We start from the raw sequence: 13,991 nt of genomic DNA, 5'->3' as shown, positions 1-13,991 counted from the left end.
AGGCTTGCCGTGGTTCAGGCGCCGGAAATCCTGCGGCGGCAGGTGTTGAGGCCGAGGATCGTGTATGCGGGGCAGGAACCGACCAACGCGGTCAGCGCGAGCACCACGCCGATACCGACGGCGACGTAAGCCCAGATATCGGTGAGCATCGTCAGGCCCAGCCCGGCGACGATGAAGCCGCCGACTAGGCGCAGCATGCGGTCTGCCCTCCCCACGTTGGTGGTCATGATCGCACTTCGAAACGGTGCCGGAGATGATTGACGAAGCGGGCGAGGCACCGAGCGCCCGCCTCGGTGAAGGTCAGGACGTCGCGGCGAACGCACCGGCGTTGCGGTAGAGCATGTAGCCAGCGACCACGAAGATCACGGCGGCGAACACCGTGTTGAGCACGCCCTTGTAGCCGGCGAGGCGGTTTGCGAGCCGCATGCCGAGGAAGCCGCCGAGAATGCCGCCGGCGATAAACTCCCCCGCCACCACCCAATCGACCATGCCGGAAAGGGCATAGTTCAACGCAGTAGCGAGACCGAAGGCGCCGACCGCAAGCAAAGAGGTGCCAACGGCCGTGATTAGCGGCATGCCGGTCGCGAAGACGAGACCGGGCACGATCAGGAAGCCGCCGCCAATCCCGAAAAAGCCGGACAGCACTCCGACCGAAAAGGCCACGGCAACGACCCTTCCGCTCGGCACCGGGCCGCAACCGACCGGTTCAGCCGGGCCGGGGTGGTTCCGTCGCCCGCGCAGCATGTGGACCCCAACGACGATCATCAGAAGGGCGAACAAGAACAGCAGGCGCTGTCCGTCCACCGCCTTGCCTAGACTGGAGCCGGCCAAGGCACCGATGATACCCACGAGGGCGAAGACGGCGGCGCAGCGCCAGCGCACGTTGCCGGCCCGCGCGTGACCGGCCAGCGTCATGAAGGCGTTGGCGGCCACGGCGAGCGCTCCCGTCCCGATGGCGAGATGCGGCTGGGCGAGGCCGACTGCGTAGAGCAGCAGCGGGGTCGCCAGGATCGAGCCGCCGCCCCCGATCAGGCCAAGGGTAAAGCCGACACCGGTGCCCGACAGAACGGCCGGAAGTGCGCTCATCGGCAATGGTTCTCCAAGCGCCGCGGTGGAAGCGTTTCCGAGCCTCGGCCGTCACGATGCGGACAGCAATCCTTTGATTCATAATTTAATGAATCGAGAGCGCCGCCGATGGCCGTACAGTGCGGTGGCTTGCGTGGGGTGTCAATCTGTGTTTTCATATTTTCGTAACTCAAATCATATAAACGTGAAATGAGGATCCTTCCTATGGACGCCAGACGCCTCGCCTCTCACCTGTCGGTTTCCGGCCAGATCGTTCCAGATGCACTCGCGGCAGCGGCCCGGGCGGGCTTTCGCTCCGTGATTTGCAATAGGCCCGACGGAGAGGGTGGCGATCAGCCGAGCTTTGCCGAGATCGATGCCGCCGCCCAAGCACAGGGACTCGAGGCGCGGTATCTGCCCGTCGTCTCGGGAGCGATATCGGACGCGGAGGTCGATGCATTCGCCGAGGCTCTGGCGACCCTGCCTAGACCGGTGCTCGCTTATTGCCGCACGGGCACCCGCTCCGCGACGCTGTGGGCGCTCAGCGAGGGAAAAGCCGGCGGCGCGAAGACCGAAATCGCCGCTGCCGCCACTGCTGCAGGCTACGACGTGAGCGGCGCGCTCCGGCGCATTGACGCGAATGGATCACCGCCGAGGGAAACGGAGGATCTCTTCCACAGCGTCGTCATCGTCGGAGGCGGGGCGGGCGGCATCGCCGTCGCTGCGAGCCTGAAGGCACGCAAACCCGATCTCGACATTGCCGTGATCGACCCGGCCGACATCCATTACTACCAGCCCGGGTGGACCATGGTCGGCGGCGGCGTATTCGCCCCCGCAGGCACGGCTCGGACCATGGCTTCGCTGATCCCCAAGGGCGTGCACTGGATCAAGGCGGCGGTTGCGGCCTTTGAGCCGGAGCGCAAGACGGTGATTCTGGAGGGATGCCGGACGGTTCGCTACGACCGTCTGGTGGTCGCGCCTGGGTTGAAGCTCGACTGGGCCGGCATCGAAGGGCTGGCCGAGACGCTCGGGCGGAACGGCGTGACCTCGAATTACCGCTACGATCTCGCGCCCTATACCTGGGACCTCGTCCGCAACCTTCGCTCCGGCCGGGCCGTGTTCACGCAGCCGCCAATGCCGATCAAATGCGCAGGCGCGCCGCAGAAGGCGATGTACCTCTCCGCCGACCATTGGCTGCGCCAGGGACGGCTCAAGGACATCGCGGTCGAACTCTACAATGCCGGCCCGGTCCTGTTCGGCGTGAAGGAGTACGTCCCGGCGCTGATGGAATACGTCAGACGCTACGAGGCAGGGCTCCACTTCCAGCACACCCTGGTGCGGATCGACGGTCCGGCCAAGCGCGCGTGGTTCTCGCGCAAGAGCGAGGACGGCGGCAGCGAGACGGTCGAGCGAGCTTTCGACATGATCCACGTGGTGCCGCCGCAGCGGGCGCCCGACTTCATCCACGCCTCGCCGCTCGCCGATGGCGCCGGCTGGGTCGAGGTCGATTCGGCGAGCCTGCGCCATGTGCGGCTGCCCGGAATCTACGCGCTCGGCGACGCCTGCAACACTCCCAACGCGAAGACTGCCGCCGCCGCGCGCAAGCAGGCACCGGTGGTGGCTCACAACCTGCTCGTCGACATGGGCCATCTGCGCGGGCCAGAGGTCTCCTACGACGGCTACGGCTCGTGCCCGCTGACCGTGGAGCGGGGCAAAATCCTGCTCGCCGAATTCGGCTACGGCGGCAAGCTGATGCCGAGCTTCCCTGCATGGTTGATCGACGGCACCAAGCCGAGCCACATGGCGTGGCTCCTGAAGGAACGGATGCTGCCACCGATCTACTGGAAGGCCATGCTCAAGGGCCGGGAATGGCTGGCCAAGCCGCAGGCGGTCGATAAGGCCGCCTGAGCCTCATGGCTCGTCTCCAATCTGTCCGAACTGCGCAGCCTGACCGAATGCCCCCGTCCGGGCGTCGGTAAGGCGTGCCGGGCCGGGCCGGTGGGTGCGACCGACCACGAGAATATCCTCTACCGCCTCCAACAACGCGCGCATCCGCGGGTCGCTCAGGCTGTAAAACACAACCTTGTGCTCTCTCCGCGTTGCAACGACCGCCGCGTTGCGTAGCTCACCCAGTTGCTGCGAAAGTGTCGGCTGTCGGATACTTAGGCTTTGCTCGATCTCCGAGACGGAGCACTCGCCTTGCTTCAAAAGTGAGAGGATACGCAGACGGTTGGGGTTGGCGATCAGCTTTAGCAGATCGGCAACCCGGTCCGCGGTCGCCTCGTCAGTTGCGGACGCCATCACAGACTGCCCAAGCAATAGTACCAGTCGGTCCCACAGACTCCGACCTCCTCGCTGGTGGTCGGCGGATTTGCCAATACCGGCTCGTCCGGCTGCCAGCCCTCCGGTGTCGAGACGTCGGCCGCATCGCTCACTTGGAGGGCCTGGAGCAGCCGCAGGATCTCGGCGACGCTGCGCCCCACGGTCAGGGGATAGGCGATCAAGGCGCGCACGATGCCGGTGGGGTCTATCACGAAGGTGGTCCGAACCGTGGCGCTCGATAGAGCCCCGGCGGGCAGCATGCCGTAGGCGCGCGCGATTCCCATGGCCGGATCCTCGATGATCGGGAACGGGACTTGGACGCCGAAGCGCTGCGCGATGCTCTGGGTCCAAGCCAGGTGCGAGGACAGGCTGTCGACGGATAGGGCGAGCAAGTCGCAATTCAGTGCCTGGAACTGTGAATGGTACTGCGCGAAGGCGACGAATTCGCTGGTGCAGACGGGAGTGAAGTCGGCCGGATGCGAAAACAGCAGCAGCCAGCGCCCGCGATAGGATGCGAGTGTGCGTGGTCCCATCGTGGTTCGAGCGCGGAAATTTGGCGCAGCGTCGCCGATGATCGGCGGGGCGGCGGGTTGAGGCCGGGCGACTTCGGAATCGACTTCAATGCTCATCAATGGGTGCTCGTTGCGTGATGCGGGAGAAGCTACGCAAAGGGTCCGAACGTTTCAATATATGTTTTTGACATATGAAGCATGTTTTTTATAAAATGAATTGACAGCGCGGGGGCGCAGGACGAGAACGTGTCCGCTCGGTCTGGGCCAACTGGCTACAGACGTCATGCCAGGCAGGAGGCAGAAGCGATGTCGGCCGATCTTCTCCCGAGCGCATTAGATCTCGCCCGCGCGCAGTTCGCCTTCACGGTCGTGTGGCATTTCCTGTTCCCGGCCTTCACCATCGGACTGGCGAGCTACCTCGCCGTGCTGGAGGCCTTCTGGCTCGCGACCGACCGGGACGTCTATCTCGACACCTACCGATACTGGCTGAAGATCTTCGCCGTCGCCTTCGCCATGGGCGTCGTTTCCGGGCTGGTGATGAGCTACCAGTTCGGCACCAACTGGTCGGTCTTCTCCGACCGGACCGCGCCTGTGCTCGGGCCGCTGCTCGGCTACGAGGTGCTAACTGCCTTCTTCCTCGAAGCGGGCTTCCTCGGCGTGATGCTGTTCGGCCTGGAGCGGGTCGGGCGCCGGCTGCACTTCCTGGCGACCGGCTTGGTGGCGGGCGGCACGCTGCTCTCGGCCTTCTGGATTCTCTCGGCCAATTCGTGGATGCAGACGCCGGCCGGGCATGTACTCGATGCGGATGGCCGCTTCGTGCCCGAGGATTGGTGGGCGGTCATCTTCAACCCGTCCTTCCCCTACCGCTTCGCCCACACCGTCACCGCCGCCTACCTCACCACCGCGATGATCGTCGGCGCGGTGGGCGCGTGGCACCTCCTGCGGGACCGCGCCAATCCCCGCGCCCGGCTGATGTTCTCCATGGCGATGTGGATGGCGGCGCTCGTCGCCCCGGTGCAACTCGTGCTCGGCGACCTGCACGGCGGCAACACCTACCATCACCAGCCGGCCAAAGTGGCCGCGATGGAAGGCCATTTCGAGAGCGTGGCCCGCGCCCCCTCGATCCTGTTCGGTTGGCCGGACGCCCAGGCGCGGGAGACCAAGTACGAGATCGGCATCCCCGGCCTCGCCAGCCTCTACCTCGTCCACGACCTCGACGCGAAGGTGACCGGCCTGAACGATCTGCCGCGCGACACGTGGCCGACGAACCTGCCGCTGGTGTTCTGGGCCTTCCGAGTGATGGTCGGCCTCGGCCTCCTGATGATCGCGCTGGGCGGGCTGTCGCTCTACCTGCGCCGGAAGGGCCAGCTCTACGACGAGCCGTGGCTGCACCGCTTCGCCGTGGCGATGGGGCCGTCCGGCCTGATCGCCGTGACCGCCGGCTGGGTCGTGACGGAGGCCGGGCGACAGCCCTTCACGGTCTACGGCCTGCTGCGCACCGCCGACAGCGTCTCACCCATCGCCGCGCCGGCCGTCGCGGCCTCGCTCGCGGCCTTCGCGGTGGTCTACTTCGCCGTGTTGGGGGCGGGAATCTGGTACCTGTTCCACCTGTTCAACCAGGCACCGCGCCCGCACGAGCCCGGCCCATCGGCCGACCAACCGGTTCGCACCGCCGGCATCACCGCCGCGCCGGCTGTCGGGGCCGAACCCCGCCTGCATCCAGCCGAGTGAGGAGAGGCTTGCGATGGAACTCGATCTCACCCTGATCTGGGCGGTCCTAATCGCCACGGCGGTGTTCCTCTACGTCGCCATGGATGGGTTCGATCTCGGCCTCGGCATCCTGTTCCCGGCCATCCGGAGCAAGTCCGACCGTGACGTGATGGTCAACTCCGTGGCCCCCGTCTGGGACGGCAACGAGACCTGGCTCGTGCTCGGCGGCGGTGGATTGTTCGCAGCCTTTCCGCTGGCCTACGCCACCATCCTGCCGGCGCTCTACATGCCGCTCATCCTGATGCTGCTCGCTCTGGTGTTCCGCGGCGTCGCCTTCGAGATGCGCTTTCGCGCCGCCACGCCCCGCGGCCAGCTCTGGTGGGACCGCGCGTTTTCCTGGGGCAGCTTTGTGGCGGCCTTCTGCCAGGGCATCGCGCTCGGCGCTTTCGTCCAGGGCATCCGGGTAGAGGGGCGGGCCTATACCGGCGGCTGGTGGGACTGGCTGACGCCGTTCTCCCTGCTCACCGGCATCGCCCTCGTCGTCGGCTACGGGCTGCTCGGTGCTTGCTGGCTGATCTGGAAGACCGGGGGCGAGTTGCAGATCCGCGCATACCGCCTCGCCAAGCCCCTGGGCTTGGCCACCCTCGTCGGCATCGCGGTCGTGTCGGCGACGATGCTCGCCATCAGCGGGCCATTCCGGGACCGCTGGCTCAACCTGCCCGGCATGCTGATCGGGGCGCCAGTTCCGATCCTCGTCGGTCTGCTCGCCTGGCGCTTCGCCCATGCACTCGCGCGCCGGGAGGAACTCTCGCCGTTCCTATGTGCTCTCGGCTTCTTCCTGCTCTCCTATCTCGGTCTCGGCATCAGCATGTGGCCCCACATCGTCCCACCGAGCATTACGATCTGGCAAGCCGCGACCCATCCGAAGTCCCAAGCCTTCCTACTTTACGGCGCTGCGATCCTTATCCCGCTGGTGCTGACGTACACGGCCTACGTCTACTGGCTGTTCCGCGGCAAGGTCACGGCGGGAGCGGGGTATCACTGATGCGTCGGTTCGGATGGTTTGTCCTGTTCTGGATGATGAGCGTCGCGACTTTGACGGCCGTGGCTCTGCCGCTGCGATGGATGCTCAAATCGATAGGGCGCTAGACCATCGCCCCGGATACGATAGCCACGACGATGGTCTTTCCTGACTCGTACGATCCTGGCGGTCGAGCTCGGTGGCCTGCTCGCCCTCGGCACGGCCCTCCGCCTCCTCGACCGGTGACGGACGCCAAATCCGCGGCTTGGCCGCCCCGCCTGATCGGCGAGCGGATGTTCACTCAGGATCGACCGTTGCGCCGGCCTTGGCCAGGGCGGAGAAACCGCCGGCGACATGGGCGACAGGTCCGAGGCCCATGTCGTTGAGCGCCTTCGCGGCCAGGGCCGACCGGTTGCCGGAGGCACAGTAGAGAACCAAGCGCCTGCCGCCGCCGAGCTCGGCCTTGTGGGTCGGGCTCTCCGGGTCGGTCTGAAACTCCAGGAACCCGCGGGGCACATGGACGGCGCCGGCGATCCTTCCGGTCTTGGCCACCTCCTCGCCCTCCCGGACGTCCACGAGCATCGTGTCGGGCTGGCCGAGGCGGGCGAGCGCCTCCTCGGCCGACAGGGTCTCCACCTCGCGGTTGGCTTGCGCCACCAGGTCCTTCGCGCTTCTCATGGTCATGGCTTCCTCCTCACTCGCCCCAGGCCGCGCCATCGAGGGCGTCCAGCGGGATCTTCAGGTAGCGGCGGCCGTTCGGCTCGGGCTCGGGCAGGCGGCCGCCTCGGATGTTCACCTGCAGAGAATGCAGAATGAGCTTGGGCATCGGCAACTCACGGTCGCGCGCCTCCCGCATCCGGACGAACGCCTCCTCGCTCGGGGTCTCGACCAGATGCGGGTTCTCCGCCCGCTGCCTGGCCACCGTGCTTTCCCAGGCCGCCGCGCGCCTGTCCGGGCGGTAATCGTGCCCGGTGAACAGCCGCGTCTCGTCCGGCAACACCATGATGCGCTGGATGCTGCGCCAGAGCGCGTGCGCGCTGCCGCCCGGGAAGTCGGCCCGCGCCGAGCCGCTGTCGGGCATGAACAAGGTGTCGTGGATGAAGGCGGCGTCGCCGATCCGATAGGCGATGGAGGCCAGGGTATGGCCTGGCGTGAACATCACCTCGACGTCGAGGTCGCCGATCCGGAAGCGCTCGCCGTCGGCGAAGAGCCGGTCCCACTGCGAGCCGTCCGTCCGGAACTTGTCCGGCAGGTTGTAGAGCCCCTTCCAGAGCTGCTGCACGTCGACGACCTTCTCGCCGATGGCGGTCGGGACGCCGGTCTTGTCGTGCAGGTAGCCGGCCGCCGAGAAGTGGTCGGCGTGCGGGTGGGTTTCGAGGATCCACTCCAGCTCGTAGCCCTCGCGCTCGATGTGGGCGAGCAAGGCATCGGCGGAGCGGGTCGCGGTCGCGCCGGACTTCGGGTCGAAGTCGAGCACCGGGTCGATGATGGCGCAGCGCTTCGTCCCGGGATCGGCGACGACGTACTGGATGCTGCCGGTCGGCTCGTCATGGAAGCCGGTCACGATGGGATGCCCGCGCAGGGCTTCGATGGTCTGGTTAGACATGAAACGCCTCCTTTTCCGGGTTCAGGTGTTGAATACGAGGAGCGGCAGGGCCCCGCGGGCGACGACGTAGAGGCCGACCAGGATGACGAGGCCGGCGAAGGTGACGGTCAGGGCGCGCTTGCGCCCGGAGAGCCGCTGGCTGAGGCGCGTGCCAGCGAGGCCGCCGAGCACCCCTCCCAGGATGAACAGCCCGGCCAACGGCCAGTCGATCAGGCCGGCGGCGGCGTAGCTCGCCGCGGTCGCCGCCCCGAAGGCGCTGACCGCGACCAGCGAGGTGCCGATGGCCATGGGCAGCGGCATCGACGTCGCCAGCATCAGGCCCGGCACGATGAGGAATCCCCCGCCGATGCCGAAGAAGCCGGAGAACAGGCCGACCGCGAAACCGATGCCGAGCAGCCAGGGCAGGAGCACCGGGGCACTGGCCTTGGTCAGGCGCACCTCGGGGTCGCCATCGCCGCGTCGCTTGCTCAGCATCAGGCCCCCGACCACCAGCATCACGACCCCGAACAGGGCCAGGAGGCTCCGCCCGTCGACCGCCTTCGCGGCGACCGAGCCGGCCAGCGCGCCGAGGACGCCGGCGACCGAGAACGCCGCCGCGCATCGCCATTTCACGTTCCCGACCCGCCATTGCGGGACGAGGTTGCCGGCCGCGCTGACCGACACCGCCAGGGCGCTGGTGCCGATCGCCACGTGTGGCAAGGACACGCCGACGACGTCGGCCAGGAGCGGGACGGCCAGGATTGAGCCCCCCCGCCGACGAAGCTGAGGATCACGCCGACGACCCCGCCCGAGCCGGCCGCAAGGCCGGATGTCAGCAGGCCGGGTGTCATGCGTCGGCTCCCTGGACCGCCGGCTTCGCGGCCGCCGAGGGCACGAGACGGAACAGCAGCATCCCGGCGACCATGGCGACGACGAAGGTCGCCGCTTGCGCCGGTGCGACCGTCAGCAGGGTGAGCGCCGGCCCGGGGCAAAGGCCGGCGAGGCCCCAGCCGATACCGAATACCGCGGCGCCGGCGATCAGGCGCGGGTCGAGGTCGTGCCGGTTCGGGATCTCAAGCCGGGCGGCGAGCAACGGCCGCCCACGGCGCCGCGCCACGAGATAGCCCGTCGTCGAGACCACGATGGCACCCGCCATCACGAAGGCGAGGCTCGGGTCCCAGCGCCCGGTCACGTCGAGGAAGGCGAGGACCTTGGCCGGGTCGGCCATGCCGGAGACGAGGAGGCCGAGGCCGAACAGGAGGCCGACGGCGAAGGCGGAGACGATCTTTGCCATGGCTCAGGCTCCGACGAGATGGCGCACGACGAGGACGGTCAGGATGGCGACGGCCATGAAGGTGCCGGTGGCGACCACAGAGCGGGGCGAGCCGCGGCCGATGCCGCAGACGCCGTGGCCGCTCGTGCAGCCGGCTCCGAGGCGCGATCCGAACCCGACCAGCAGGCCGGCGACGGCAAGCAGCGGGAACGGGGCATCCACCGTCACCGGAGGGAGGCCACCGCCCATGCCGGCGTAGGCGAGCGGCGCCAGGACCAAGCCGGCCAGGAAGGCGATCCGCCAGCCCGTCTCGCGTGAGGGCGGAGCGAGCAGCCCGCCAAGGATGCCGCTGATGCCGGCGATGCGTCCGTTGAGGAGCAGGAACAGGGCCGCGGAGGTGCCGATCAAGGCACCGCCGGCGAGGGCGCTGACAGGCGTGAAGCCGTCCATGGTGGTCGCTCCCAGGCGGTGGTCCGGGCAATGCCCGGCGGGCCGCAAGGGACGTCCTCCCCTGCCGAGCCATTACATTAGATGTCTCTTATTTAGAATCTGCTAATGTAATGGCAAGCGTCAAACCGACGGCCTAATTTGAGAAGCGCTGAGGGGGTGCGGTGGCGCACGGGCGCCTTCGCCTTTTGGCGGACGCCATCGATGGCGTGGCGTCGATGCCGACGGGAGGATTGTCTTCTCCCGTTCGACCAGCTCAGGGATGGATGTAGGCGAACCCCATGCCCTGCAGGCGAGCCAGTTCGGCGACACCGCTCGGCACGATGTCGTCCTTACCGACGCCGTAGAGCGTGTCGCGGTCGATCTTGCGTTCGCGCAGGGTGTTGCCGCAGACCAGGAACCGGACGCCCATTCCCTTGACTGCATCGATGCGAGCGGCGACTTCCTTGTCGTTCGCGGCAGACTGGAAGAGCGCGACCCCGTCGCCGTGGCTCACGACGCGGATCTCGACGTGGGCCTTGCCCACGGCCTCGACGTGATTGCGCAGATTGCCGAGCAGGCGCTTGAAGTAGGCGGCTCCGTCGGGGCCGCCGTCGTTATGGTAGACCACCTTCTGGTCGGCGTAGTACCCGGCCGGCGCCTCCGAGCCGGCATGGGCCGCCCCTAAGCCCAGGGTCGCAAGAACGACCGCGATCATCAGGCTCCTAAAGACCGTCATCGTCCGCCTCCCTCTCGTAGGCCGGAGGCTCGGGTGCTTCCGACGCGCCGCGCGATAGGTTGTCTAACCCCGCATGATCGCGGCCGTCGTCCGGGTTCGGTCCGGAGGATGCGCCGTTCCCGAGGCTGCCCGTCGTCTCCGGCGCTTTTGGCCGTGCGGCGTGGACGGTGCCTCGGGCCCCGAGCACCACCACCTTCGTGCCGGTGGGGACGCGCCGGTGCAGGTCGATCACGTCCTGGTTCAGCATGCGGATGCAACCCGAGGACACCGCCTCGCCGATGCTCGATGGTTCCGTCGTGCCGTGGATACGGTACAGCGTGTCCTTGCCGTCCTTGAACAGGTAGAGCGCCCTGGCGCCGAGCGGGTTCCTGTCGCCGCCCGGCATGCCGCCGGCCCAGCGCCCGTTCCGCTCCGGATCACGCCTGAGCATGTCAGGCGTCGGCGTCCATCGAGGCCAGGACGCCTTGCGGGCGACGGTCGCCTCGCCGGTGAACTCGAAGCCGGCCTTGCCCACCCCGACCGCGTAGCGCATCGCCTTGCCGCCCTCCATGACGAGGTAGAGGAAGCGCTTGTATGGATCGACGACGAGGGTGCCGGGCGGCTCCTTCGATGAGTAGTCGACCAACTGGCGGACGTTGCGAGCCTTGAGGTCGCGCGGGTCGACCGCCTCGACCGGGAAGGGTTCGTCCGTGACGGCAGCGTACCGGCGCAAGACCTCCGGGGCGATCTGCGGCCGGGCTTCCGCGACGGGGGCCGGAGCCCCCTGCGAGGTCGAGCAGGCGCCAAGCGCCGAGGCGAGCGCGATCAACGTCGTAAGGCGGAGGGGCCGCGGCATCACGAGCGGCCCTTGGCGCGCGCCTGCACCACCGCCTGTTTGAAGCCATCGTAATCGAGCGCCGCCGCGACCTTGAGCTGGCCGATCAGGAAGACCGGCGTGCCCTGGAGGCCCAGGGCGTCGGCCTGATCGAGGTTGCGCTGGAGCAGGGCCCCGATCTCGGCCTGGTGCGCCTTCCGATCCTCTTCCAGGCGGGCGACGTCGACGCCCGAGGCGGCCACCGCCTCCAGCATCCGCTCCTTGGGAAGCTTGCGACCTGGGATCGCCATGAGCGCGTGATGCACTTCGTCGTAGCGGCCCTGGTACTTCGCCGCGAGGGCGAGCTGGGCCCCGTAGACGGAGGCGTCGCCGAGGATCGGCCAGTCCTTGTGGACGAGGCGGATGCGCCCGTCCGCCTTCACCAGCCGGAGAAGGTCCGGCTCGGCCTTCTTGCAGAAGGGGCAGTTGTAATCGAGGAAGGCGACGATGGTCAGGTCGCCCTTCGGGTTGCCCGAGACCGGCACCTCCGGGTCGTTGAGGATGGCGTTGGGGTCGACGCCCTGGGCGAAGGCCTCCTCCATGGGGGGCGCCAGCGACAACAGGGCAGGCACGAGCGCGACGGCGGGCAGAAGGGCGAGCAGGGTCCTGCGGTCCATGGTGTTCTCCGTGAAAGTCGGTTTTCCGAAAGGGAGCGGCTCAGGCGCCGACGAGGGCGAGGCGGCGCTTCAGGTCATCGACCGTGAGCTCGCCTTCGGTGCGGGCCTCGCGGACCTCGCGGACCTCGCCGCCGTCGGGGCGCATCAGGATGAGGGTCGGCGGTCCGACGACCTCGAAGCGCTGCATCAGGGCACGGGTGGCATCGTCGTCGCGGGTGACGTCGGCGCGGATGACCGAGACGGCCTTCAGTCTCGCCCGGATGCCGGCATCGGCCAGGACCGTCCTCTCGTTCGTCTTGCAGACGGTGCACCAATCGGCTGCGAACTCGACGAGCACCGGCTTGCCCTCGGTACGGGCCGCCGCGAGGGCTGCCTCGAACGCCGGGACGGAGGAGACCGTTCGGCTCTCCTCGACGTGGACCGCCTGCACCCGGTTGAGGTCGGCGAGCGGCCGGAGCGGATCGGTCCCGCCGCTCGCGGCGCCGACGACGAGGGCGCAGCCGTAGGTCACGGCAACAACGCCGGCACACTTGCCAAGCCGGCCCGCGGCCCCCTTCGCGACGACGTCGAACGCCCCGAGGAATGCGCCGATGCCGATCGCCAGCGCGCCCCAGAGCACGAGGGTGACCTCAGGCGGCAAGAGCCGTGAGACCATGGTGATGGCCAACGCGAGGAAGACCACGCCGAAGGCCTGCTTGGCCGCGACCAGCCAAGGGCCTGACTTCGGCAAAATACCCGCCCCGAACACCCCGAATGCGATCAGCGGCAGGCCCATGCCGAGGCCGAGCGCGAACAGGGCGGCGGCGCCTCGCGCCACGTCGCCGGTCTGGGCGACGTAGAGCAGGGCGGCGGCGAGCGGCGGCGTCACGCAGGGCCCGACGATCAGGGCGGAGGTGAAGCCCATGACGGCGGCGGCGCCGAGCGCGCCGAACCTGCGCCCGCTCAGGCGAGACAGCCGGCCGGAGACGCCGGACGGCAGCGCCAGGTCGAAGACCCCGAACATTGACAGCGCCAGGGCGACGAAGGCCGCGGCGAGGAGCCCGAGCGAGACGGGAGTCTGAAGCGCGACCTGGAGGTTGCGTCCCGACCATGCCGCGGCGACACCGAGCGTCCCGTAGGCCAGCGCCATCGCGAGCACGTAGGTGCCGGAGAGGACGAAACCTCGTCCGGCCGAGAGCCGCTCCCCGGACCGGGCCAGCATGCCGGCCAGCACCGGGACCATCGGGAGCACGCAAGGGGTGAAGGCCAGGAGCAGGCCGAGCCCGAGGAAGGTCGCCAGGACGCCCGCGAGATGGCCCGAGAGCAGGCCCCTCTCGGACTCGGGCTGCGCGTCCGTTGCCGGCGTCGCGGCGGTCGCCTGCGGACCCGGCGCGGGCACCTCGATGACCTTGTTGATCGGCGGGTAGCAGATGCCCTTCTCGGCACAGCCCTGATAGGTGACGCGCACCTCGCGCACCCCCGCGAGAGCCGCGCCCGGCACGATGGCCTCCGTCGCGCCGTGATAGACTTCCGTCGGCCCGAAGTTGGGGTCGTCCTTGGTCTCGCCGGGCTGGGTGCTGACGGGAAGCTCCCGGCCGCTTCCGTCTGCGGCGGCGATCTTGTCGCGGTAGAGGTAGGTCTCAGGGGCGATGGTCCATCGCAGGCGCAGCGAGAGGTCAGGGTCACGGGCCGCATCGACGGTGAACGGCGTCGGCCGTGCACCAGGCTCCCGGCACTGTCCCGGCGACCACAGCGAGGAGCCGGTCCAGACCAGGGCGGCGAGGATGAGGTGGGTGAAAACGTTCGGCATGGGCGGGGTCCGGGCTCGGATCGGCCCGCCGCGGGTCGGAAACGCAGCTTAAGCCAGGCTTAAGCGGGGCCCGGAGGAT

At 68.3% G+C, this 13,991-nt stretch carries 15 protein-coding genes and 1 pseudogene; 3 read left to right on the top strand and 13 right to left on the bottom strand.

What is annotated here, in order from left to right:
- Window positions 1–14: 14 nt before the first annotated feature.
- Together HNR51_RS20150 and HNR51_RS20145 are read right to left on the bottom strand one after the other, a co-directional pair.
- Window positions 15–227: a YgaP family membrane protein gene (locus HNR51_RS20150; RefSeq protein WP_091945282.1), complete on the bottom strand. Its 213-nt coding sequence runs from the start codon at window positions 225–227 to the stop codon at window positions 15–17.
- Window positions 228–300: 73 nt separating this feature from the next.
- Window positions 301–1,086 carry a sulfite exporter TauE/SafE family protein gene (locus HNR51_RS20145; RefSeq protein ID WP_091945285.1) on the bottom strand — a complete coding sequence of 262 codons (786 nt, stop codon included), beginning with the start codon at window positions 1,084–1,086 and terminating at the stop codon, window positions 301–303.
- A gap of 204 nt (window positions 1,087–1,290) precedes the next feature.
- Here HNR51_RS20145 and HNR51_RS20140 point away from each other — a divergent pair, with 204 nt between their 5' ends.
- A complete protein-coding gene (locus HNR51_RS20140) occupies window positions 1,291–2,973 on the top strand; it encodes a bifunctional protein tyrosine phosphatase family protein/NAD(P)/FAD-dependent oxidoreductase (protein ID WP_108939597.1) in 1,683 nt (560 codons plus the stop codon).
- 3 nt (window positions 2,974–2,976) lie between these two features.
- Here HNR51_RS20140 and HNR51_RS20135 read toward each other — a convergent pair whose 3' ends face one another.
- The gene (locus HNR51_RS20135; protein WP_108939596.1) at window positions 2,977–3,366 is read right to left on the bottom strand and encodes an ArsR/SmtB family transcription factor; all 390 of its coding nucleotides are present in this window, start codon (window positions 3,364–3,366) and stop codon (window positions 2,977–2,979) included.
- Complete coding sequence (locus tag HNR51_RS20130) at window positions 3,366–4,016, bottom strand: peroxiredoxin (RefSeq protein ID WP_108939595.1); 651 nt, start codon at window positions 4,014–4,016, stop codon at window positions 3,366–3,368. Before HNR51_RS20130 ends, HNR51_RS20135 begins: the two co-directional genes overlap by 1 nt.
- Before the next feature lie 189 nt (window positions 4,017–4,205).
- Between HNR51_RS20130 and HNR51_RS20125 the strand changes: the two genes are divergently transcribed.
- Both HNR51_RS20125 and cydB read left to right on the top strand, forming a co-directional pair.
- Window positions 4,206–5,630 (top strand): cytochrome ubiquinol oxidase subunit I, encoded by a 1,425-nt coding sequence (locus HNR51_RS20125; protein WP_108939594.1) that lies wholly within the window; start codon window positions 4,206–4,208, stop codon window positions 5,628–5,630.
- Window positions 5,631–5,643: 13 nt separating this feature from the next.
- A complete protein-coding gene (cydB, locus tag HNR51_RS20120; protein ID WP_182556144.1) occupies window positions 5,644–6,654 on the top strand; it encodes a cytochrome d ubiquinol oxidase subunit II in 1,011 nt (336 codons plus the stop codon).
- A gap of 273 nt (window positions 6,655–6,927) precedes the next feature.
- Here cydB and HNR51_RS20115 read toward each other — a convergent pair whose 3' ends face one another.
- The 9 genes and pseudogenes from HNR51_RS20115 to dsbD form a co-directional block, all read right to left on the bottom strand.
- Window positions 6,928–7,314 carry a rhodanese-like domain-containing protein gene (locus HNR51_RS20115; protein WP_108939591.1) on the bottom strand — a complete coding sequence of 129 codons (387 nt, stop codon included), beginning with the start codon at window positions 7,312–7,314 and terminating at the stop codon, window positions 6,928–6,930.
- A gap of 10 nt (window positions 7,315–7,324) precedes the next feature.
- Window positions 7,325–8,236 carry an MBL fold metallo-hydrolase gene (locus HNR51_RS20110; protein ID WP_108939590.1) on the bottom strand — a complete coding sequence of 304 codons (912 nt, stop codon included), beginning with the start codon at window positions 8,234–8,236 and terminating at the stop codon, window positions 7,325–7,327.
- 21 nt (window positions 8,237–8,257) lie between these two features.
- A pseudogene (locus HNR51_RS20105) lies at window positions 8,258–9,066 on the bottom strand (sulfite exporter TauE/SafE family protein).
- On the bottom strand, window positions 9,063–9,509 hold the full coding sequence (locus HNR51_RS20100) for a YeeE/YedE family protein (RefSeq protein WP_108939589.1): 447 nt from the start codon (window positions 9,507–9,509) through the stop codon (window positions 9,063–9,065). The pseudogene HNR51_RS20105 and the gene HNR51_RS20100 overlap by 4 nt, the downstream one beginning before the upstream one ends.
- A gap of 3 nt (window positions 9,510–9,512) precedes the next feature.
- Entirely contained in the window at window positions 9,513–9,938 is a 426-nt protein-coding gene (locus HNR51_RS20095) for a YeeE/YedE family protein (RefSeq protein ID WP_108939588.1), read from the bottom strand.
- A 253-nt stretch (window positions 9,939–10,191) separates the two neighbouring features.
- Window positions 10,192–10,653, bottom strand: coding sequence for a DsrE family protein (locus tag HNR51_RS20090; RefSeq protein ID WP_108939587.1), 462 nt, complete (start codon window positions 10,651–10,653; stop codon window positions 10,192–10,194).
- The gene (locus HNR51_RS20085) at window positions 10,640–11,488 is read right to left on the bottom strand and encodes a L,D-transpeptidase (RefSeq protein ID WP_108939586.1); all 849 of its coding nucleotides are present in this window, start codon (window positions 11,486–11,488) and stop codon (window positions 10,640–10,642) included. The genes HNR51_RS20090 and HNR51_RS20085 overlap by 14 nt, the downstream gene beginning before the upstream one ends.
- Window positions 11,488–12,123 (bottom strand): DsbA family protein, encoded by a 636-nt coding sequence (locus HNR51_RS20080; protein ID WP_108939585.1) that lies wholly within the window; start codon window positions 12,121–12,123, stop codon window positions 11,488–11,490. The genes HNR51_RS20085 and HNR51_RS20080 overlap by 1 nt, the downstream gene beginning before the upstream one ends.
- Window positions 12,124–12,163: 40 nt before the next feature.
- Window positions 12,164–13,912: a protein-disulfide reductase DsbD gene (dsbD, locus tag HNR51_RS20075; protein ID WP_108939584.1), complete on the bottom strand. Its 1,749-nt coding sequence runs from the start codon at window positions 13,910–13,912 to the stop codon at window positions 12,164–12,166.
- Between the last annotated feature and the right edge of the window lie 79 nt (window positions 13,913–13,991).

The sequence above is a fragment of the Methylorubrum thiocyanatum genome (assembly GCA_014138645.1).
GTDB classification, from domain to species: domain Bacteria; phylum Pseudomonadota; class Alphaproteobacteria; order Rhizobiales; family Beijerinckiaceae; genus Methylobacterium; species Methylobacterium thiocyanatum.
Note: the sequence above shows the minus strand (reverse complement) of the source record. Positions and strands in the feature narration are given on the sequence as shown.